Source organism: Clostridium pacaense, from assembly GCF_020709765.2.
In the GTDB taxonomy this organism is placed as follows: Bacteria; Bacillota; Clostridia; order Lachnospirales; family Lachnospiraceae; genus Enterocloster; species Enterocloster hominis.
In genome coordinates this window covers 141,030-162,356 of sequence record NZ_JAJFEB020000003.1, presented here as the reverse complement: position 1 = coordinate 162,356, position 21,327 = coordinate 141,030, and the positions used below count along the sequence as shown (strand labels likewise).

14 protein-coding genes and 1 riboswitch are annotated in these 21,327 nt (G+C 51.0%); all 14 genes read right to left on the bottom strand.

The window, feature by feature from the left end; translation table 11 throughout:
• A complete protein-coding gene (locus LK536_RS36825) occupies positions 1 to 723 on the bottom strand; it encodes a CpsB/CapC family capsule biosynthesis tyrosine phosphatase (RefSeq protein WP_227795241.1) in 723 nt (240 codons plus the stop codon).
• 1 nt (position 724) lies between these two features.
• The gene (locus LK536_RS36820; RefSeq protein ID WP_227795240.1) at positions 725 to 1,183 is read right to left on the bottom strand and encodes an AfsR/SARP family transcriptional regulator; all 459 of its coding nucleotides are present in this window, start codon (positions 1,181 to 1,183) and stop codon (positions 725 to 727) included.
• Positions 1,184 to 1,450: 267 nt separating this feature from the next.
• The gene (locus LK536_RS36815) at positions 1,451 to 1,903 is read right to left on the bottom strand and encodes a hypothetical protein (protein ID WP_008721474.1); all 453 of its coding nucleotides are present in this window, start codon (positions 1,901 to 1,903) and stop codon (positions 1,451 to 1,453) included.
• A 435-nt stretch (positions 1,904 to 2,338) separates the two neighbouring features.
• Positions 2,339 to 2,824 carry a xanthine dehydrogenase subunit XdhC gene (gene xdhC, locus LK536_RS36810; RefSeq protein WP_008721468.1) on the bottom strand — a complete coding sequence of 162 codons (486 nt, stop codon included), beginning with the start codon at positions 2,822 to 2,824 and terminating at the stop codon, positions 2,339 to 2,341.
• Positions 2,817 to 3,704: a xanthine dehydrogenase subunit XdhB gene (xdhB, locus tag LK536_RS36805; protein WP_008721467.1), complete on the bottom strand. Its 888-nt coding sequence runs from the start codon at positions 3,702 to 3,704 to the stop codon at positions 2,817 to 2,819. Before xdhB ends, xdhC begins: the two co-directional genes overlap by 8 nt.
• 16 nt (positions 3,705 to 3,720) lie before the next feature.
• The gene (gene xdhA, locus LK536_RS36800; RefSeq protein WP_227795239.1) at positions 3,721 to 6,009 is read right to left on the bottom strand and encodes a xanthine dehydrogenase subunit XdhA; all 2,289 of its coding nucleotides are present in this window, start codon (positions 6,007 to 6,009) and stop codon (positions 3,721 to 3,723) included.
• Positions 6,010 to 6,278: 269 nt separating this feature from the next.
• Positions 6,279 to 7,673 carry an NCS2 family permease gene (locus tag LK536_RS36795; RefSeq protein WP_025483449.1) on the bottom strand — a complete coding sequence of 465 codons (1,395 nt, stop codon included), beginning with the start codon at positions 7,671 to 7,673 and terminating at the stop codon, positions 6,279 to 6,281.
• 105 nt (positions 7,674 to 7,778) lie between these two features.
• Positions 7,779 to 9,053: an amidohydrolase family protein gene (locus LK536_RS36790; RefSeq protein ID WP_008721461.1), complete on the bottom strand. Its 1,275-nt coding sequence runs from the start codon at positions 9,051 to 9,053 to the stop codon at positions 7,779 to 7,781.
• Positions 9,054 to 9,160: 107 nt separating this feature from the next.
• Positions 9,161 to 9,256, bottom strand: a riboswitch (purine riboswitch).
• A 307-nt stretch (positions 9,257 to 9,563) separates the two neighbouring features.
• Positions 9,564 to 12,665 carry a beta-ketoacyl synthase N-terminal-like domain-containing protein gene (locus LK536_RS36785; protein WP_227795370.1) on the bottom strand — a complete coding sequence of 1,034 codons (3,102 nt, stop codon included), beginning with the start codon at positions 12,663 to 12,665 and terminating at the stop codon, positions 9,564 to 9,566.
• Positions 12,652 to 14,895 carry a pentapeptide repeat-containing protein gene (locus LK536_RS36780; RefSeq protein WP_227795238.1) on the bottom strand — a complete coding sequence of 748 codons (2,244 nt, stop codon included), beginning with the start codon at positions 14,893 to 14,895 and terminating at the stop codon, positions 12,652 to 12,654. Before LK536_RS36780 ends, LK536_RS36785 begins: the two co-directional genes overlap by 14 nt.
• Before the next feature lie 116 nt (positions 14,896 to 15,011).
• Positions 15,012 to 15,812 (bottom strand): hypothetical protein, encoded by an 801-nt coding sequence (locus LK536_RS36775; RefSeq protein ID WP_268886853.1) that lies wholly within the window; start codon positions 15,810 to 15,812, stop codon positions 15,012 to 15,014.
• A gap of 16 nt (positions 15,813 to 15,828) precedes the next feature.
• The gene (locus tag LK536_RS36770; RefSeq protein ID WP_227795377.1) at positions 15,829 to 17,136 is read right to left on the bottom strand and encodes a hypothetical protein; all 1,308 of its coding nucleotides are present in this window, start codon (positions 17,134 to 17,136) and stop codon (positions 15,829 to 15,831) included.
• Positions 17,137 to 17,140: 4 nt separating this feature from the next.
• Positions 17,141 to 17,320: a hypothetical protein gene (locus tag LK536_RS36765; RefSeq protein WP_008721451.1), complete on the bottom strand. Its 180-nt coding sequence runs from the start codon at positions 17,318 to 17,320 to the stop codon at positions 17,141 to 17,143.
• The gene (locus LK536_RS36760) at positions 17,302 to 21,252 is read right to left on the bottom strand and encodes an NHL repeat-containing protein (RefSeq protein ID WP_227795237.1); all 3,951 of its coding nucleotides are present in this window, start codon (positions 21,250 to 21,252) and stop codon (positions 17,302 to 17,304) included. Before LK536_RS36760 ends, LK536_RS36765 begins: the two co-directional genes overlap by 19 nt.
• Positions 21,253 to 21,327 lie beyond the last annotated feature (75 nt).

The following is a 21,327-nucleotide window of genomic DNA, read 5'->3' as shown; positions in this document are numbered from 1 at the left end:
CTATTCTCCTGTTTTTCCTTTTTGTAATATCTTGTCTGCATTGCTGCTGACCAGGGCATTTAATGCATGTTCCCCAACATGTTTTTCCAGCCATCCAAGGCTCGACTGGATATCTGGTTTCCTGTAATCCATCCTGTGCATGTCCGTACCCAGGATATGGATCCTTCCTTCCAGGACCTGCCTGCGGCACCACCGCACCTCCCGGTTCCATATACCATTCCCCTCCAGGCTGCTGTAGTTCATTTGAAGCCTGCAGCCGCATTGGAGCAGTTCTTCCAGGTTCTTGCCTTCCCTCAGGCAAAAGTACCGTTCCACATGGGCAATGACCGGTATGTATCTGGCCATGGTCATTTTCCTTACTGCCTGATACAGGCTGTGGTAAGCTTCCTGTGGGTCGAATTCCACCAGCACGTAACGGGTTCCCGCGAGGGTCAGGGCCTGTCCCTGTTTCAGGTTTTCAACCAGCCCCTCATGGTAATAGGTCTCCTGTCCCAGACCCGTCTTAAAATCAGATGCAATCTTTTGGGCCTCCTCGGAAAGTCTGGCAGACAATTCGTATATCTCAGGACGGAGCCCTCTTCTGGAATAGTGGGGCGTGGCCACAATATGGCGTATCCCCTGGCTGTAGGCCGTTTCCAACATCCTCCTGCTTTCATCCCAATCCCTTGCCCCGTCATCAATGCCCGGAAGGATATGGGTGTGTATATCAATCATTCCTGTCATGTCACTTTAACGCTCCATTGTATTTTCGGTATAAATTCTTCAGATACGGCAATGTATCCTCTGCCCAGGAATATTCCGGCATGTAACTTCCGGAAAACAGGGTAATATAATCAGGATTGCCCTCTATGAACTCGTAGAAATCGCACAGGAACAGTTCCGTGTCAACCGCATAACTGCCCCGTTTCTTTATTAATATGTGTTCAATCCCATATTCTTCAAGGTTTCTGCGCAAGCGGTAATAAATTACCCTCAGGTTGTTTTTTGCGGTCTTTTCTTCTATACTTTCATATAATAAATATGTCATCTGGGATAACGATACGCTGCTTCCTCGTTTTTCGACCAAAACCGCCAGCATCTCCTTAGCCTTGCTGCTGGGAAAATAAATTAACCTGCCATTCACATAGACATCAAAACCATCAAAGGTCTTTACGAATATCTTCGCATTTTTCACTACCGACATCAGCGTTGTTACTCCCATTAATTCCAGCCGCATAGTACTGTTCTCTGTAAGGATATACCACCCTATTGCTTTCAGTTTCGTTACAAAACCGTTTCAATTCCATGCTGCGAGTAATTTTTTGTAGTTTTCTGGAAATATTGGTTATATTTTGTTATTTATGTACATATAAAAAAAGAAGCTATCTTTTCAGATTGCTTCTTTTTTGTTCCCAGAAAACCAAATATATTGTTATTATTTGATTTTTTACGTATTTAATTTAGAATTTTTCTAAAATTTTTCTTCAAAATAATCCCTCATAAGACTTGACAAAGTTACTTCCGCCCAACTGTACTCAGGCATATATTCACCTGCAAAGTAATTAGATGCGCCTTCTACCTGGCGCACCATATCATAACTATCGCAGACAATCTGCTCCTTATTAATGGCATATGTACCTCTTCCCTTAATGACGATTTTTTCGATTCCGTACTTTTTTAGAGTCTGCTTCAGCCTGTGCCATGCCAGATGGACAGCCTGCTTGGCTGCCGCCTCATCCCGCTCTCCCTCTGATAAAACGCCTGCCAGATGGGCCAGCGTGACCGCCTTACCTCTCCAGTCCACAAGAACTGCCAGTAATTCCTTGGCCTTACTGCTGGAAAAGTATATCAGCTCGCCTCTATAATACAGATCAAAGCCGCCAAAGGTTTTTACATATACTTTGTCCATATTAATATCAAACATGTTGCATACTCACCTTTATCCCACATTTTTGGAACACATAGTTCCGTTCTCTCTCCACAGGGCCTGATTGCCCCTACCTATATGTTAACATAAATGCTCCTCTAATTCCAGTAATATAGGCCTAAATCCCCCTCCATATTTTACACAAAAACAATACTTTTTCAACACGTTTATGATGTATATCTAAAAAACCGTTTAATCTTTTTAGATTTCTTCATCCAAAAGCAGCGAGGTATTTCCTATAAAAAACTCCCCTTATCCCCAAGAGTTGCTTCACCAGTCTTTCAATAGAACCAGTTAATGAATCGGGCGCCGCATTACCTGCGGCGCCCTCTCTTTTCACTATGGGTTATCCCAAACCCTTATATTTTAAGATGCCGGCCAGGACTTCCTCAGGGTCCCGGCCATACACCGCATCTTCCTATCCATGGGCCGTTATTTCCCGACCACCTTATATGTTTCCTCCACAATACGCTCCATTGCATTGAGGATGTTCTCATATCCGGTACACCTGCACAGATGACCGGAAATCAGCTTGCGCAGTTCCTCGCGGTTGTACCGCTTGCCTGTGCCTACAATCTCCACCGCGGACATGATTAATCCCGGTGTGCAGAAACCGCACTGTACGGCTGCTTCCTCAATAAATGCGGTCTGAATGGGGCTTAGTTCGCCGCCCGGTCCCTTAAGGCCCTCCACTGTCATGATCCGGCGTCCCTCGGCCCACATGGTCAGATAAATGCAGCTGTCAATGGCCTCGCCGTCAACCAGCACGGTGCATGCGCCGCATTCCCCAACCTCGCAGCCTTTTTTCACGCTGGTCAGTCCAAGGCGGTTCCTCAGGGTGTCTAACAGGGATTCCCTTGGGTCCACGGCCAATTCCACTTCTTTTCCATTGACAGTCATATGAACGATATTAAGCATCCCACTCACCTCCTGCGTTGATTACTGCCTGTCTGAGAGCCCTCTTGCCCAGTTCTTCCACCAGCTGCAGACGGAACTCCTTGGATGCCCTCCAGCTGGAACGCGGATTCACTTCCGTCAGCGCTCCCTTTCCAACCTTCTCAGCCAGCGCCTCCCCAATCTCCATGCCGATGACCGACTGCTCTGTCTCACGGCAGCGGATGGGTGTGGGCGCAGCCACTCCGTATGCAAGGCGCAGATCTGCTATCTGTTTTTTGTCTTCTGTCAGTTTTACGGTTACGGCGCAGCCCAGGGTTGCTATCTCCATGGCTCCCCTTTTTCCATATTTGATGTAATGGCCGCCGTAGCCTTCGTAATTTTCCTTTTTAATCCGGATGGAAACCAGCACTTCCTCATGCTCCCTCACGGTCCTGCCTGGCCCGGTGTACCACTGGCTGATTGGCACTTCCCGCATGCCCTTTGGTCCTTTTAATACCAGGATGGCATCTAGGCAGCAGAGGCTGCTGGCGCTGTCCGCACTGGTGACGCCGTTGCATACATTGCCGCCCACTGTCCCGATATTGCGAAGCTGGGGGCCGCCTGCCATGTCCACTGCATCTCCCAGGATTGGGATCAGCTCCTGTATTATCTTATTGTTTGTAATATGGGAAAATGTGGTAGCCGGGCCTATTGCTATGGTGCCGTCCTCCTCCACACGGATGCCTTCCAGTTCCTTAATCCCGTGTATGCTCACCAGGGAACAGCCTGCCAGCTTTCCTTCCCTGATTTTAATCAGTACGTCGCTTCCCCCGGAAATCACCACTGCTTCCGGGTCCTTTGAGAGGGCGCGCACCGCATCGTCTACATCAACTGCCTGATAGTATTTTTCAATATCATACATGCCAACACCGCCCTTCCTATATAAGTCCTGCTGCTTTAAAGTGTTCCACCAGTTTCTGCGGGTCCAGGGGCAGGGAATCCACTGCGACTCCCGTGGCATGAAGCACCGCATTGCGCACGGCCGGCGCCACCGGAATGGCCGGCGGCTCGCCCAGGGCCTTGTTGCCAAATGGTCCCGTTGGGTCATCCAGTTCCACAAACAGCGCGTTAAGGTCCGGCGTGTCCATGGATGTGGGCAGCTTGTAATCCAGCAGGTTGTCATTTAACGGCCTTCCCTTTGCATCAAAGAGCAGCTGTTCGCTGAGTCCGTATCCAAGCCCCATGCTCATGCCTCCGTGTACCTGGGCAGCCGCCAGCTTGGGGTTAATCAGGTTACCGCTGTCATGGACATTTACAATATTGGTAACCTTTACCTTGCCCAAAGGCATATCTACCTCTACCTCGGCAAAGCATACGCCGGTTGCAAAGGTATTGGTCTTGCAGTGGCTGGTTGCCTCTGCCGTGATATGGACGGAACGGTCCAGGCTGTAAAAAGCCGTGGTAGCCAGTTCCTCCATGGCAAGAAGAGTTTCCCCCGTCTCCTTATCCACCACGGAATTGTTCTCCACATCCAGTGTGTCCTGGCTGCGGTCCAGCATATAAGCGCCGTATTCCAGTATCTTTTCCTTAAATATGGCCCCGGTCTTCTTAATCGCCATGCCGCTTACATAGGTCTGCCTGGATGCATAGGCCCCTGTGTCAAAGGGCGTTATATCCGTATCCTGTGTGGACATGACATTGATCCTGTCTTCTGTTATCCCTGTCACTTCCGCCGCCATCTGGGTAAACACCGTGTCGGCGCCCTGGCCGATTTCGGTTGCTCCCATGGAAAGCTGCATGGAGCCGTCCTGGTTCAGTACCATCCGGCAGGCCGCTGTCTCCAGGGAAATGGGATATACGCCTGTCTTGTAACAGAAGATGGCCATTCCGATTCCTTTTCTTATGGGACCTGTCTGGTTTTCATATTCCTTGCGCTTCTCGTCCCAGTGAATGAACCGGCGGCCCTTTTCCATACATTCCTCAAGACCGTAGGTGTTGCATTTCACATGGGTGTGCGGGTCTTCATATCCCGGTCTCATACAGTTCTTCCTGCGGAACTCCAGAGGATCCATATGTAGGGCCAGGGCCAGGTCATCCGCCATGCACTCCGCCGCAAAGGCTGCCTGGGGGATTCCGTATCCTCTCATGGCCCCGCCTGTAGCAATGTTGGTGTACACCGTATACGCGTCGGACTCCAGAACCTTTTCATCATGATATATCTGCTTAAACTCATTGGATGTGTTGGCTACGATGGCATGTGCATGGGACGCATAGCCTCCCTGATTGGAGTAAGCCTCCAGCTTCCTTGCCACCAGGGTGCCGTCCTTTCTGGCAGCCGCCTTTACCTTAAGCTCTATGGCATGGCGTACACGGGTGCATCCAAGGGTTTCCTCCCTGGATATTTCCATCCTCACGCCGCGCCCGCCCACCTGGGTGGTAAGGAATGCGTTCAGCGGCTCATAGAGCACATCCTGCTTGTTGCCGAAACCACCTCCGATGTACGGCTTGATGACGCGGATCCTGCCCATGGGCAGCCCCAGGGCCTGACTGATGACGCGGCGCACGATGTGGGGAATCTGGGTGGAGGTGGTGACAATGATGCGGTCCTTTTCCATATAGGCAAAGGAAACAGGCGTCTCGATATGGCAGTGCTGCACGCTCTGGGTCTTATAATCCTTGTCAATCACCACCAGGCCGTCCTCTTTCACCGCCTCCTCATAAGTACCCTCCCCCACTGTAAAGGAGGAATGTGCAATCACATTGCCGGGTTTTTCATCGTGCAGCCGGGTTGCCCCCTCTGCCATGGCTGCTTCCACTGTCAGTAATGGTTCATATTCCTCGTACTCCACCTTTACCAGGCGGGCCGCCCTTGCAGCGGCAATCTCATCCTCTGCAATCACGGCAGCGATGTCATCGCCGTATACCCTAATCCGGGTATTGAGGAGCTTCCTGTCTGCAATATCCTGGTGGGCAGTCTCCACGGACCATGGATGGCCGGGAGTGGGGAATTGGATATCCGGCACATCGAAACATGTGACAATCTTCACAACCCCCGGGACAGCCAGTGCCTCGCTTAAATCAAAGCTTTTTACCACGCCGTTGGCAATGGTGCTGCGCACCACCTTGGCCGTCAGAAGGCCCTTGGGCTCTAAATCTGCCGTGTACCTGGCTTCCCCGGTCACTTTATCCTTTGCATCAACGCGGGTCATGTTCTTACCAATTCCCATTCTATCTCCCTCCTGCATTGAGCACTTAGCGCCTGTCTTTTAGGCGCTTAGGTGCGAAAGCACTCCGTGATACTTAGTGAGGTCCTTTCGAACTTAGTATCACGAAGTTTCCTCTGTGGCACTTAGCGCCTGCCTTTTAGGCGCTCAGGTGCGAAAGCACTTCGTGATACTTAATGAGGTCCTTTCGAACTTAGTATCACGAAGTTTCCTCTGTGGCACTTAGCGCCTGTCATTCAGGCGCCTGTGTGCAAAATTAATTATATCAGTAGTTAAATCAATACGTATTTCAGAACAAACAGCACAGCCAGGACATACATTAACAGGCTGATTTTCTTATCTTTCGCATGGCCGGTCACTACATTGATTACCACGTAGGAGATGACGCCCATTGCAATACCTTCGGAAATACTGTACATGAAAGGCATTGCGATGATTGCGATGTAGCTTGGGATGGCTTCCGTGAAATCGTTAAAGTCAATCTTCAGGACAGAGGATATCATCAGGAAACCTACGATAATCAGGGCCGGAGCCGTTGCAAATGACGGGATGGCCAGGAAAATCGGTGACAGGAACAGGGACAGTCCGAAGAAAATAGCAGCTACTACGGATGTAAGGCCTGTTCTTCCGCCTTCAGCAACACCGGATGCACTCTCTACAAACGTGGTTGTGGTGGATGTACCAAATACAGCGCCAAGGGAGGTACCGATGGCATCGGACAGCAGCGCGCCCCTGATTTTCGGAAGCTTTCCGTCCTTATCCAGCATGTCGGCCTTGGATGCAACACCAATCAGGGTTCCCAGTGTATCAAACATATCCACGAACAGGAATGCAAACATGATGGTCACGAAGTTCAGTGACAGGATACCGGAGAAGTCCATCTTGAAAAAGGTAGATGCCATGCTTGGGATACCAAGTCCGCTTGAAAAATCCGGTAATACGCTGAACATGCCAAGCTCTGCATTGGGCTGGTACAGTCCGGTCACTTCACAGATGATTCCTAAGATCCAGGTAATCAGGATTCCCCAAAGGATGTTACCCTTTACATTCTTCACAACCAGGATACCGGTTATCAGTACGCCTAACAGGGCCAGAAGCACCGTGATGCCTACTGAGTTAAAGGTCCCTGCCTCCAAGGATCCCTTAAATGAAAACACGGATACAAGCGTGGCGCTGTCCACTACAATCTTGGCATTCTGTAAACCGATGAATGCAATGAAAAGTCCGATACCAGCGGATACTGCATGTTTCAGGTTCATTGGTATGGCGTTGAAGATGGCTTCACGGACATTGGTCAGTGACAGCAGGATGAAGATGACGCCTTCCACGAATACGGCTGCCAGGGCCATCTGCCATGTGTAACCCATCTGCAGTACAACGGTGTAAGCAAAGTAGGCGTTCAGTCCCATGCCGGGAGCCAGTACGAAGGGATAGTTTGCAAATGCCGCCATGAGCAGGGTCGCCACCAGTGACGCAAGTGCGGTGGCTGTGAAAACAGCTCCCCTGTCCATGCCTGTGGCGCTTAAGATGTTCGGGTTAACTGCAAGTATGTACGCCATGGTCATGAATGTCGTGATTCCCGCGATGATTTCTGTCTTCACGTCTGTGTGATGTTCTGATAGATGAAATACTTTTTCTAAAAACCCCTGATTTGCTTTGTTTTCCATACTTCATACCTCCTTGGTTTTAAGTACATGTGGTTTTACTTCTATCTAAAGAACGTTTACCCCTTACCGCTCTTTCTCACATATTCAGTTTTAATTCCGGCTTGTTCAGAATACCTGGCAGCCGGCTACATACTTGGCATCTATATGACGTTCATCCGAAATGTAGATGAACCGCTCCAGCCTGTCTTTTAAATCCAGCGGCTGCGGATGCCTGAGGCTTTCATCATTCAGTACCACTGCGTCCAGTTCATACCCCTGTTCAAAGCTTCCTGTCTTTCCAAAGAAGGCCCCGCCGCCCTTGGTTCCCAGGTAAAATGCTTCTTCCACGGTCAGTGGCTTAAGGCTCTCATCCACCAGTCTCCAGCGCAGCTTTGATACCTGGATGGCGTCTGCCATGGCCCGGAATATGGATTCCCCAACGCCCCCGGCCACATCTGTCCCAAGTCCCACCTGGATGCCCTCATCGAGATAGGTCCTCACCGGCGCGATTCCGGATGACAGGTTGGTATTGGACTGGGGACAATGGGCAACAAAAACTCCGTTATCCCGCATCCTGGCGACCTCCTCCTCAGGCGGCCATACGCAGTGGGCCATGATGGTCCTCACGCCATTGCCAAACAGTCCGAAATGGTCGTATGCATCCCCATAAAATCCGGACCATGGACAAAGCTCCTTTACCCATGCAATCTCCCCCTGGTTCTCCGACAGATGGGACTGCATGGCCAGACCATAGCGGGTCTGTATCTCTTTCAGCCTTTCCATCAGTTCATCGGAACAGGTGGGGATGAAACGCGGCGTGAGGATCGGTTCCGTGTTCCTGTACCTGCCGCTTATCTCCTCCAGCCATCTCACTGTTTCTTCTGCAGACGCCTCTGCGCTGTCCTCAATCAGAAAGTCAGGACTGTTCCTGTCCATGTTCACCTTTCCAATCATGGTCTTTAATCCGCTTTCCTCCATCAGATCCATCAGTACCTCGGTGGCTTCCCTGTGAAGGGTGGCAAAAATACATGCTCTTGTTGTAGCGCTGCGTTTCATGTTATCCGCAAATATGGAATATGCTTTCTTCGCATACTCCGTGTCCCTGTACTTGGCTTCCTCCGGGAATGTCCTTGTATTCAGCCATTCCAGCAGTTCTAAGTCCATACCAAGTCCCCTGAATGAATACTGTGGCGCATGGAGATGCAGATCCACAAGCCCCGGAACAATCATCCGGTCTCCATAATCCGTCAGGGGAAATGATGCATACTCTTGGGGAAGTTCTCTGTACACTCCGGCCGACCTGCCATCCAGACATACCAGATATCCCTGTTCTACGGTTACAAGGGTCTGGGCATCCTGGCTGTAGCAGATATTGCCTTTTAATACAAAATTCTCTGCCATATGCTCCTCCTGTCCGTATCCACCTGGACAGCGGCGGGCCCGGGCAAATAAAAAAACCACCGCTGTTCCTAAGGTTCCACAACTGTCTGTCCCCGGCGCCCCGGGCAGTACTGATTGTGAAAACTTATAGTCAACTATTACGGTAGTTGGTAGAAACGCTCAACCTATTTTGAGCATATATAAGTTTTGAATACTTATACTTTTATTTAGTTACGTCATCTTCTGACAACTTGAGTCTATCACAATAGACAACTGTATGTCAATACATCGCATATTTTTTGTGCATTTTCTACATTTTGAATAAAATTTCTGTTAATTATTCTGTTAAAACCAATATTCTTTGTAAGAAATCGATATTCTTGTCAAAGTATAACGTTTTCTTTTGGCAGTATGGCACGGTCCTATCCGCTGACCAATCAGATGTGCTTTCCATGCCTGTAAGACGGAAGTACCGCCTGGTGACATGGTATGGTGCCTGTACCATATTCCATGTCAGGAGCGGCACTTCTGCTATTGGTTTCTAATGTATCCATAATCCTTAAGAATCGTATCCATCCATTCCCCCAAGGGCTGACTGCCCTGAAGTCCATCCAGGGACACTTGTATCTTAAGCATATCTTCCAAATCAGCCTTGATTGCGTATATGGATAAGGAATCCGGCTCCATTTGCGCAAGGGACTGCCCCTCATCCAGGGAATCAGCATCCAGGCTTAAGGCATCTGCAATTATATCCAGTATCTTATTTCTGACAGAAAGGATATCCCCGGTCTGTCCGGGCATATATGAACCGGGGTACCAGGACCCGTCAGCTGCGCCAGTTCCATCAGCTGCGCCAGTCCCGTCAGCTGCGCCAGTCCCGTCAGCTGCACCAGTCCCATCAGCCGCACCGCCCCTTCCACCAACCGGGCCATTCCCGTCATATACACCGGCCCCGCGGGTTTGTTCCAAAAATGTTTTATCCCAGAGACTTTCCTCTTTTCCAACCGGCTTGTTTCCCTTATCCGGCGATTCCTTTATAAAACCTTCTATCCGGCCCAGACACTCCCCTGCCGCAGAATAGATAAAGGCATTACCAACCGTAGAGATTCCTGTCCTGGACTCCAATGCAGTATAAACGTAAATATACGGTCCCTTTTTCCGTCCCATGACACATCTGCGGATTCCCGACGGAATCTGGAACCCAAAATCCCCGTTTAAATCAGTCTCAAACTCCGCTGCCAGCAAAGCCTGGAAACAGCAGTCAACCTCCCAGGTATTCCATTCCCTGCTGTCTGCCACGGATATCCTGGCAAGACAGGCGTCCGTGCCGCACCATGCTTCCTCAATGCCTTTAAAGTGACCTTCATAGAGAAAGCCCCGTTCTTTCAGTTTTCCATAAACCTCCTCCTGGTCCATATGGACCAAAAGCCCGGATTTCAGACTTTCCGGATTGCCGGGCAGCCAGCTGCCTGATTCAAAATTTCCCCTGTGCCCGGAGGCAAGAAGCAGGAATCCACCGTTACGGTGCTGGCCATATATCCTGCTGTTTCCTGTCAGCTCATCTGTGAATATCTGAATCCACGACCTTTCATTTCCCATATACAACGGGTACTGAAAACAGATATTGTTCAGGCACCAGCCGTTCTCCTGTTGTACCGGATACTGCCGGATGTTTTTATCCATTTCCAGGATCCTGCCCGCATCTGCCATAGTGCATATATATCCTGCCCCTGGATAAAGCAGCCGCCCCTTCACTTTATGGCCGGACAGATACCGATGGCTTTCCAAGGATATCTCCTGTTCCCATCCATATCCCGCCACAGCCAGACGCCGTCCTAATAACGGACTATCTGCAGGCCAAAGTCTGTAGGACCTGCTCTCCCTGCTCTCGTTCCAGTAAGATTTTTTCTGAAAGCAGCTGCCTGGCAATGCAGCCAGCTTCCCATCCGGATAGATGTGTTCCCATTCAAATTCCTCCCCATCCAGATACGACCGCACATACTGGTATATTTCTTCCTGTCCTGAATGACCCAGATGCTGCTTCAGCCTGCCGGACATTACCAGCTGTCCTTGCGGTAAAGACCGTACTCCCCCTGTCTTTGTCCATGCCTCTGCCAGTATATCGACCAGTTCTTCCCTGCTGGTAAATGCCAGTATGGCCCGGAAGGGATAGTGGCTCCTCCTTACCGCCGCCGTGTAACATATATCCCATAATGTATCCTTGCCCGGCAATGTCTCTGCGTACCTGCCTGCCAGATTGTCCAGGGCAGCCTCACTGGTTCCGGAAAGGGGCAGGAGATAAATTTCCCTTGTATGCACTGTCCCGTTTTCCTGTGCTTCCTCTTTTTGCACAATCATATGGACATTCGTCCCGCCATATCCAAAGGAGTTGACTGCCCCTATCCTCTTTCCATGTTCCGGCATCCACTTCCTGTTTTCTGTCACCACCTCAATCCCGTTTTCTTTCAGGGCCAATTCCCTCCTTGGATGATTGCAGTGAAGGGTGGCCGGAATCTCCCCATGCTCCATGGCCAGAAGAAGTTTTATAAGCCCGGCCATCCCGGCAGCGGATTCACCATGTCCGATATTTGTTTTGACGGAACCGATATAGAGCGGATGCTCCTTTTCCCTTCCATATATCCTGGAGATGGACGCCGCCTCCACCTGGTCGCCTGCTTTGGTGCCGGTTCCATGGGCTTCCACATACTGCACATCTTTTGGCCGGATCCCAGCGCGGCTGCAGACAGCCTCCATGAGCCGTGCCTGCGCCTGTTCATCAGGCGCATATATGCCACTTGATTTCCCATCCTGGTTCATTCCGCTGGACAGGATGATTCCACATACCCGGTCATGGTCACGTACAGCATCTTCCAGGCGTTTGAGCAATACCATACCCGCCCCCTCGCCCCTTACGTATCCATCTGCCTCCTCTGCAAATGCCCTGCACCTGCCGGTTGGGGAAAGAAAGCCGCTTTTGCTCTCCACAATAAAGGAATCCGGTGTCAGCAGGAGCTGTACCCCTGCCGCCAGGGCCATATCACAATCCCCTTCTTCCAGGCTTAAGCATGCCTGATGGACGGCTGCCAGTGAAGAGGAGCATGCCGTGTCAATGGACATGGACGGCCCCTTGAAATCATATAGGTAGGATATCCGGTTGGACAGCATGGTAGCTGAACTGCCGGCCGCGGAAAAGCTGTTGATGTCCCTTCCTCCCTGTTCCCTGCGCTGCATGATCAGGTAATCAGAACCAAAATTCCCTACAAATACCCCAGTGCGGCTTCCCCTCAGTTTTCGGGGTACATAACCGCCATTCTCAAGCGTTTCCCAGGTCAGTTCCAGAAGGATCCTCTGCTGTGGATCCATATATTTTGCCTCTGTCCCGGATATGCCGAAAAAATCCGCATCAAATAAATCCACGCCTTCAAGAAAGCCGCCCCACTTGGAAATACTCTTTCCCGGAGCCTCCCTGTCCTTGTCATAAAAATGTGTGATATCCCACCGGTCCTCCGAAATCTGGCTTATGGCATCTGTCCGGTTTTTAAGCATGTCCCAGAAATGCTCCGGCGTACCGGCTTTTCCCGGGAACCTGCAGCCCATTGCCACCACCGCAATTCTGCGGTCATCTTTCTGCATATACACTTATACTACATCCCCTTTCCCGCGAACACCATGTCATGGGACCGGGTATGCACTCCGGTTCCCTTGGCAGGAGCGCGGCCTTTAAAACCTGTTCCCAAGTCATGCGCACAGAGGGTCTTTTATCGGTAACCACTGATATATTCTGTCCGTTTGGGCAGATGCTTTCACCCTTTAATAAGTCAGGTATCCATTTGGTGGCTGCCATCACATTCCTCTGCTGTTCATAAACATGTCCAGGTCCAATCCTCACTGTTCCAAATACCGTACCGTATACATTAAGGCTTCCTCCCGGCTTGCGTACAATATAAAACTCCAGGTATCCCCATTTCAGTTTTGCCTGATGGAAGGTGCCATTGTCAATACTCCAGCACGTTCCGGCTTCTACAACATACACTGCCGCATCCTTGTCCAGCCCATATCCGCTGTCCCTGAAAATGCTTTGCAGCCCGGTCGGTATGACGCAGCGGTCCAGCTGCCGGATAATATCTTCCCTGCCGTCTATGGACATAAGCGGGACACCGTCAATCCCTCCCCTTACCTGAAGCAGGCCAAATTCCATTGTAATCTGGTAAACAGGCTCCCCTGTCCCCGACATGATCTTCCATCTATAATTATCCTCTTCAACCTTTACATAGGCATCCTTTGCAAGATGGATTCCATGATAAGAAAAAACCTCCCGCAATTCCTCAAACACCGGTTCGTTATCATGGTTCAGTATCTGCCGGTATTGGGCGGACTTTTTCCCATCCAGGGAAAAGTACCATTCCACAGGAACCGCTGCCGCGGCATTGGTAAATATGGCGTCTTCAATTTCACTGGCAAAGAAATCCGCTCCCTGGATGGATGCGTCAGCAAATGAAACACGCCTGCCGCCATCACCAGGGCGCAGCACGGCTCCTCTGAAGTTTGTGCCGATAAGCACGGCCCGGTCAAATATGCAGCCCTTTAAATCAGCCTGGGTGAAATTCATGGTGCCCAGGTTAGCCCCTGTAAAATTAACATGATGCATATATGCTCCTGTGGCGCCCGCATGGGAACCGTACCAGTTAACCCCGCTCATATTTACCCCGTTTAAGTCTGCCCGGTTGAACACGGCGTCCGGCATATAGGCGTCTGTCAGGTCCGCTGCAAGGGAGTTTAAATCCATGCTGCTTCCAAGGACAGCGCCTGTAAAGTCAGATTCCTGCAGGCAGGCATTGGCAAGACATGCATTCATCAGACAGGCTCCCTGTGTAAAACTGGCCCTTTTCAGATTTGCATAGCTAAGGTCCGCTCCTGTCAGATCCGCCCCGTCAAAATACGTCTCTTCCAAATCCGTACCTTTCATGTGCAGCCCTTTCAGGTTCATCCTGCGGAAATTGCACCGGATCATCTTAGCCCCTTTAAACACAGTGGTGCCATCCAGGGCCGATTCCGTAAAGTCTGTTTCCAGACAGGAGGTGTCCGAAAAATCCACTCCCTGCAAAATAGCCCCCCGCAGGCTGGCCCGGTCCAGACAGCTCCCCCTGAGCACTGCCTGGGTAAATGTCCCCCCAGCCGCGTTAAGGTCTGAAGCATTACACTGTATAAGGGAAGACTGTATGAAGCTGGCGTCTCTGCAGTCCATGTTCCTACAGTCACATAGGTTCATCAGCGCCCGGTCAAACATGGTACCGCAGACATCCGCACATGCCAGTGTGGCTTTTATCATGGAACATTCCGTCATATCCACATTCCGCAAAACCGCATATCTTAAATCCGCCCATTCCAGGTCTGCCCCCCTGGCCCCGCAAAGCACCAGCTGGCTAAGGCTGCCTGTAATTGTCTCAACATGGAAACAGGCTGTATCCGGCAATCCTTCCTCCTGACCGATGGATATCTCTGACAGATGACCATCCTCCACATTCATGTAATATCTGTTTCTTTCTTTATCTTCACGGTAAAAAAACCACAGTTCCTCTGTTTTTTTGATAATCCGTAAAATCTCTGCTGTCTCCTGGTCTGCCTGATAGCCAAACCGCGGTGTCCATGAAATATAATTTCCATTCATTGCCTGGATGACTGTTTCATTTTTATGCATCCCATAAAGATTAAACCTGTCATCCATACCGCTTTCGGATACCGGGACCCCTCCGCCTTTTTCTGCCAGGACATCAAGGCTTCCGTCTGTTTTCATTATTATCCTGCTTTTATCCCATGCAGCAAATCTGTACTTGCCCTGGAATACCATCCGTACGCCTGCCATTTCTTTCTCCCTTTCCTTTTTTGTAATAAGCTGGGCAAGCCCTTGGGTGTGAAGACTGCATTTTGCCTGTTGGCCGCAATGAACCTTCAAACAGGGCCAGGGCTGCCCAGCCTATCTTACTCAGCTTTCTCCCTGTCTTTCGCTACCTGTTCCACTGATATCCGGCCAGGGCTTCCTGGATTTCCAGGCCTGCCTGGACTTCCGCACACACCGGGAGAGCCGCCCTCAGCCCTGGATGACATCCTGGGTCTGGCAATGTAGCGTTTTTTCCTGAACAGCCCCATGAATCCTGATTTTGCGGAGTTGCTGTCTATTCCTGTATCCTTCCCATTCATTCCGCCCGGACCTCCCGGGCCACAGCCGCCGCCCGGACCGGGCTTCCCTCCGATTCCGCCATCCGCCTGGACCGTTACAGGTTCAGGAATCCGGGAGGAGCCAAAGCGCACGGTCACACTGCCTCCGTTTCCGCCATTCCCACCGGAACCGCCATCGCCTCCGTTTCCGCCGCGGCCTCCCTTGCCGCCTTTTTGAGGTCCATATTCATTGATGTATGCTGCCAGCTGCTCGCCTGCGTCCCCGCCAGCGCCTCCGCGTCCGCCTCTTCCGCCGCTTCCGCCGTTTCCTCCTGCTCCGCCCACAGCCCATATGGATATGGGCCGGTCAACCGTAAATACCCTGCATTCCAGGAGCAGGCCGGGACAGTCCTGCCCCTCTGCCCCATTCTCTCCATTGAATCCGTCCTGCATCTTTCCTGCATCCTGTCCATTCCCGCCTGGTGTGGCCTGTATATAGCGTTTGTGCAGGAATCCTTTTACCCGGCCCGGCTCCCCATTCCTGGCTTTTTCCAAAAGATCCATACCGTCCTGTCCATCCTTTCCCCATATGCCGGACGCCGTCTCAATATAAATGTCTGCCATATATCCACCCTCCTGGCTAACCAATGAATAAACCATTTACATATACTTCCCCAGGAACACCCGGGTTACCTGGAGACCCGTTTCCTCCTTCACCCCCGTTGGGGCCGTTATATTTGGCTTCACTGGGCACATAATTTCCCTTATCATCTATGTCTTTGCCCCCTTTTCCTCCAAGTCCTGTCTTACCGCCTTTTCCTGCCTTTCCTCCCCTTCCGCTGACACCTTTTAATTTCTCAGCTTCATCCGGTGAAAGAAGCTGGATCCGCGCATCAGGAGACTCTTCCTGGCTGAAGTAAATGATTACCTTTCCTCCCTTGCCGCCATTACCTCCGGCTCCTCCATTACCTCCGGCCCCGCCTTTTCCTCCGTATCCCGGATTACCTTTAGCGCAATAGCCGGTTGGCTTGGCTGCATCTCCTCCATCCCCGCCGTTGCCGCCGTCCTTTCCCTTTCCTCCGTTGCCCCCGTTGCCCCCATAACTGAAGACATAGTGGGTACCAATCATCTGCTTCACCTTGTACTCCACACCCGCGCCGTTGGTACCGGATGTTCCGTTCTGACCATTTTTTCCATTATCACCATTAGATCCCCGGTCTGCATCCCGGGCTTTCACATCACAGCTGTCCTTTGAATCCCGTCCCTGGCCTCCGTCATTCCCCTTGCTGCCATCCGCGGCCCTTCCGGTTTCATCCTCTGCATCGGTTCCGTTCCCGCCAATACTGAAGGTGGATCCACTTTCGGACTCAAGCTTATCCGCAGTTACCTGGCATTCACCATGTGCAATGATTTCCGCCCCTTCCTCCACAATCAGCTCATTACAGTCCAGCACCGTACAGCTTGTCCCTTCATCTCCCAGAACAAGGGGATGGCCTTTTTTTACAACCACTTTTTCTACACTGTATATAGGAATAATCATCGGTTCTTCAAAATACAGGCGGTTCAGTATATCCCTGTAAGACTCAGCAAACCTGGAATCCCCATATATGTACTGCTGAAACGCATGGCAGATATCCACCCTTTCCAGCGGACTAAGCTGCTCCACCGTATATTCCCCGGACTTCTTTTTCCAGCCCTTGAGGCCCCAGTTCAAATTACCTCCGTTATTCATCACAGCCAGCTTGTCCGGTACGCACATCTGCTTCAGCTCATCAATATTCCTGAATACAAGGTAGGACGGCTGTATCCCGCTTTTTCCCTTTGGGTTCAGATGGACCCCTTCCGGATAGTCCGATGTGAGGATGGGGGATTTCACTCTGTAATCCCCATCCCTGTGACACTTAAAATATTCCCTTTGCTCTTCAATTACCTTACTGATGATATCCATTGTCTTACTCTCCTTTTTTTATGATTTCCCTTACCTGGATTATGGTCCTTTTAACATTCCCCGGTTTTGCCTGTATCCGTATCTGGCCTCCCGGCATCAGGGTGATGGTATCAAAGCCATATGTCCCTCCTGCGGCCAGTATAAGAGGGTTCCCTTCTGTCACCACTACCTGTTTCTTCTCCATGTATCCACCTCTTTCCTGAGAAGCCTGTAGACATAGTACTCATCCACACAATAAATGATATCAAATACCACCGGTCTTACAGTGCCGTCCACTTTCTGGTCATCCTCAATCTGATACCTGTCCTCCTGCCTTACCAGTCTGGCCGAAGCTGTAAGCGTAATACCGTGGGTTCCAAAACGCTCCCTGAGTTTTCCCAGATTTCCGCTCTCCAGTTCCTGCTGCGCATCCTTTTCCAGGGTAAACAATGGGGAAGTAGGCACCCATCTGCTGACAGACGGCTCTGTCTTGCCATTGCTGCCTGTAATTTTCTCAAAGTTCAGCGTATACAGGTTCCTGAATTCATCTGATTCCAGCCTGCCTGCATTGATATACTGAGGCGCTTCCGGCTGCAGTCTGGAATCCGGCGTCCTCACGAGGAAGCTTCCGTCCGGATTATAAATATCTACATGATAATCGGAAACCTTGTTCCCGCTACCGTGATAAGACAGTACGGACAGGTACCCTTTCGCATCGGTACAGAAGTCCAGATACGTATCATCCTCCAATCCGTTCCAAAGATTCATATAGGACAGGTTTTCATAAAATACAGCCTTTTCCCTGTCAATCCCATCCTGTTCAGCCACGTAGGACTTACCCCCTTGCAGGTCATCCAATATCCAGCGTCTGCCCTTATCGGCAACAGACACCGTCATCTGGGACAGGCCGTCCCATACCAGCAGGCTTGCATCTGATTTCGTGACCACATAGGATGTATTCCTTTGTGTCTCACATATCTTCCACATATTCCCCGGTTCCTTTGTCTGCAGCTGGATGTTATCTTCTTCACGGTAAATATAGACGCCTGCGTCTGAAAGTTCACGTAAAAATGCATCCGACACAATACCTTCATCCAATTCACCCGAAAATCCTTTGTCCGTTATCCCGCACAATCCAGTGAGACCGGCATTACGGTATGCCTCCTCCATCACATCCGTGAACAGTTCCCCGTCCAGGTCATTCTTCACTGCCTGCAGCGGCATCTCAAACAGACGCCTTCCCTGAAAACCTGCCACCGGGTTCCCGTTCTCATCAAAACCCTGTATACGCCTGTTACCGGATTCCAGAATCAGGATCCTGCCGTCCGATGCTATCTTTACAGCCTTTGGCCCATTAATCAGCCCTTCCCTGAATCCTTCTCCTGAAAGCATCTGCGACTGGGGCGCATCCGCGTCAAGGCATCCCTCCCCGGGCAGCTTCAGGACCTCAATCTTATCCGTCTCCCAGTTAATGCCGACCACGGTTCCGCTGGGGTGGATTACCAGGTCATCCAGATGGGCCTGCATGAACCTGCCATAGCTGTAGGCTGGTTCTGACAGCTTAAATCCCCGCTGTCCGTCCATCAGATCCACCTTTCTTAAATGGCACTGGCTGTTTCTGGTATCCAGGATAAAATTATCCTCCCCTGTCCCGAATTTGTCATAAACAATACAGGGTTCCTCTGTAAAACCAACTTCGGATTCCTTAAAACGTTTGTTGACTTCCTCGTCAGACAGCGTGGAAATGTTCTGGATCATGAACGATATCCCACCTGTCCGGTCCCCGGATACCTCACTGCCAGACAGGACCGGATGGGGCGCGGATGCATCGGCGCCGGCTGCGGCGGCGCTCCATACATACCCCGCCTGCTTATAGGCACTGTTGTATGTAATGCCTCCCAGACGGTACAGGCATCTGCCTTCTGACGCATGCCCCAGGTCAGCCACGGTTCCTGTGGGCATCTGGCCGGATTCCCACTTGTATGCGCCGTTTTCATAGGCCAGCTTTTCCTTGTGCTCATACTGCACATCCATTGTAAGGGGAATCAGGAACTCTTCAATGGCTCCCTTTACTTCCATATAGTCCTCACCGTCATCCGGCATCGCATTCTTCCAGCCGCTGTCCCATCTCCCGCAGATCCAGTCATTTTTAGTGAATACAGACAGGACCAGGCGCAGAGAACCTCCGGCAGGCACGTTGCTGAATGTTGCAAAAACCGGCTTCTTGGTACTTGTCTGCCCAAAAACACCTGTTACAGTTTTGGTGGTTCCTCCCTTGTAGGACAGCATAAGCTGCCATCTGTGGGCTGTGGCGGGCCAGACCGCTGTATCGGGATGTCCTTTTTCCCCATGTCTTGGATCGGGGCTTACCTCTGCCTTTAAATCCATGGATCTTGTAATCTGGGTGGTCATGACGGCAGGGGACGCACACACTTCAATGGTTGTCTCTAAAATCATGGCTGCATCAATGGCAACGTTGGCAATCCTCATGATCCATCCCGCAACCGGAAGGCAGGCAGCAGCCTCCTGAAGCGTGATCTGTCCGATTATCCATACCAGGATCTTCTCAAACAGTTTCTTTACAAGGATGCCTCCAATGGTTTTGGCTGCCAGCTTCAGCCATCCGTAAATCATCTCTTCCGCGCTTTGGCTGCTGATGGGCGGCTGTATGATGGATGTTATCAGCTTGGCCACGTCTTCCACAAACACACGGTCCTTAAGTGCATCGGTCAGTACCTTTGTATTTAAAAGGCCGGCATCCGCTGCCAGGAAAAAGGAAGGGATACCCATCTGGAATATAGCTGTAAGTGCAATCCCCGTGGCACACAGTTGAGAATCATATGCCGAGGTTCCCATTCCTGCAAAATACAGGTTTACACCTGAAGCGTCCTTAGGGAGCGCTGTCTCAATGGTTGTTCCACCGGCTGGAATCGGGATTCCCATAATGGTGTCTACCGGACCTATGATCCGGTTGTAGGACCTGCCTCCCATGGGCTTTCCTGAATCATCAAGATATTCCACATAGGCGGCCAGGGTACGCAGATAACTGTTAAGCGCATCCACCTTCAGGGTATCGCCTGAAACCTTCAGGGTCTTTTCCTTTACCTCCACCCCGCACATGGACGCTGACTGGCTGACGGTCCACTTTGCGCCTTTTCCCGTCTCCGGGGCAGCCATGGCCTTCTTCTGGTCCATCCACTGCCTTGTCTTATACTCCTGGTACTGCGCGCCCTGTCCATGTTTCAGATGCCAGGACTGATTCTGCAGGCTTCTGTCCTGGCTTGCCGTTTTCAACGCCCCCTTAAGGGGAGCTCCGGCCTCCTTGAGCACATCTTCATCCAAATCGTAAATCTCTACCTTGTCCCCTGCCTTATGGTCCAGCACGTCGTACTCATATGTCATGGCTTCCTTTTTCTTTTCATCCCATGCATAGGTCCTGAAGGCCCAGCCCTCTTCGCCCTTTGCCCCGATTGCCGTGGCAAAATCAAGAAGCTTCTGGTACTGTTCCCTGTCATATGCGACCGGCGGCGCAATATGCCGGTTCATCACCACGGTTGCCGTGTATGGCTGGGCATTGGCCAGGTTCGGATGCTGGAACAGGAGTGACTTGGCAATATCCATGGGAGTCAGCACCAAGTCAATGTCCCTGTTGATTCGTGAGATCTGTTCCATTACCTGTGATTCCTCAAGTCCCTGTCCGCCTAACCTGATGCATGCCTCTGCATGATCCGCACCGTACAGACTCATCTTGGCATCCCAGTACGCTCCGGAACCAGCCTGGTTCAACGCCTCGTGTTTCAGGAAACGTTCCTTGTGGCAGGCTGGAATATAGAATGAGAAGTGATACATCTTCGGCAGGGTATATCCATTTCCATCCCTGCTGGCAGATACTACCTGAAGCCGGTGCAGCCTCCGGTCAAAACCATCCCCATTCCCCAGTCCCTCTTTCCTTACCTCTGCATAATACATGACATCCCTGAGTCTGTCCTCCGTCATGAGCGCCAATGCCGCGTTTTTCTCCCTGGCCTTATTCAATGTTTCGGGGGTATGCTTCATCACCTTATGCCTTTGCCCATCCACCATAAGAACCAGTTCCTCCCCGTCCCTTACCCCGGGCAGCATTAATTGAAAATACATATGCCTGTTCCTCCTTTTTTATTGTGTCTTTTTAAGACACTTTCAGGATACCACCCCTCTCGTCACCTGTCAAGC

Bases quoted from the DNA above. Each gene is read 5' to 3' on its own strand.
- LK536_RS36825 (WP_227795241.1), bottom strand. From the start codon at position 723: ATGACAGGAATGATTGATATACACACCCATATCCTTCCGGGCATTGAT.
- LK536_RS36820 (WP_227795240.1), bottom strand. From the start codon at position 1,183: ATGTCGGTAGTGAAAAATGCGAAGATATTCGTAAAGACCTTTGATGGT.
- LK536_RS36815 (WP_008721474.1), bottom strand. From the start codon at position 1,903: ATGTTTGATATTAATATGGACAAAGTATATGTAAAAACCTTTGGCGGC.
- xdhC (WP_008721468.1), bottom strand. From the start codon at position 2,824: ATGCTTAATATCGTTCATATGACTGTCAATGGAAAAGAAGTGGAATTG.
- xdhB (WP_008721467.1), bottom strand. From the start codon at position 3,704: ATGTATGATATTGAAAAATACTATCAGGCAGTTGATGTAGACGATGCG.
- xdhA (WP_227795239.1), bottom strand. From the start codon at position 6,009: ATGGGAATTGGTAAGAACATGACCCGCGTTGATGCAAAGGATAAAGTG.
- LK536_RS36795 (WP_025483449.1), bottom strand. From the start codon at position 7,673: ATGGAAAACAAAGCAAATCAGGGGTTTTTAGAAAAAGTATTTCATCTA.
- LK536_RS36790 (WP_008721461.1), bottom strand. From the start codon at position 9,053: ATGGCAGAGAATTTTGTATTAAAAGGCAATATCTGCTACAGCCAGGAT.
- LK536_RS36785 (WP_227795370.1), bottom strand. From the start codon at position 12,665: ATGCAGAAAGATGACCGCAGAATTGCGGTGGTGGCAATGGGCTGCAGG.
- LK536_RS36780 (WP_227795238.1), bottom strand. From the start codon at position 14,895: ATGGCAGGCGTACGGATGGTATTCCAGGGCAAGTACAGATTTGCTGCA.
- LK536_RS36775 (WP_268886853.1), bottom strand. From the start codon at position 15,812: ATGGCAGACATTTATATTGAGACGGCGTCCGGCATATGGGGAAAGGAT.
- LK536_RS36770 (WP_227795377.1), bottom strand. From the start codon at position 17,136: ATGGATATCATCAGTAAGGTAATTGAAGAGCAAAGGGAATATTTTAAG.
- LK536_RS36765 (WP_008721451.1), bottom strand. From the start codon at position 17,320: ATGGAGAAGAAACAGGTAGTGGTGACAGAAGGGAACCCTCTTATACTG.
- LK536_RS36760 (WP_227795237.1), bottom strand. From the start codon at position 21,252: ATGTATTTTCAATTAATGCTGCCCGGGGTAAGGGACGGGGAGGAACTG.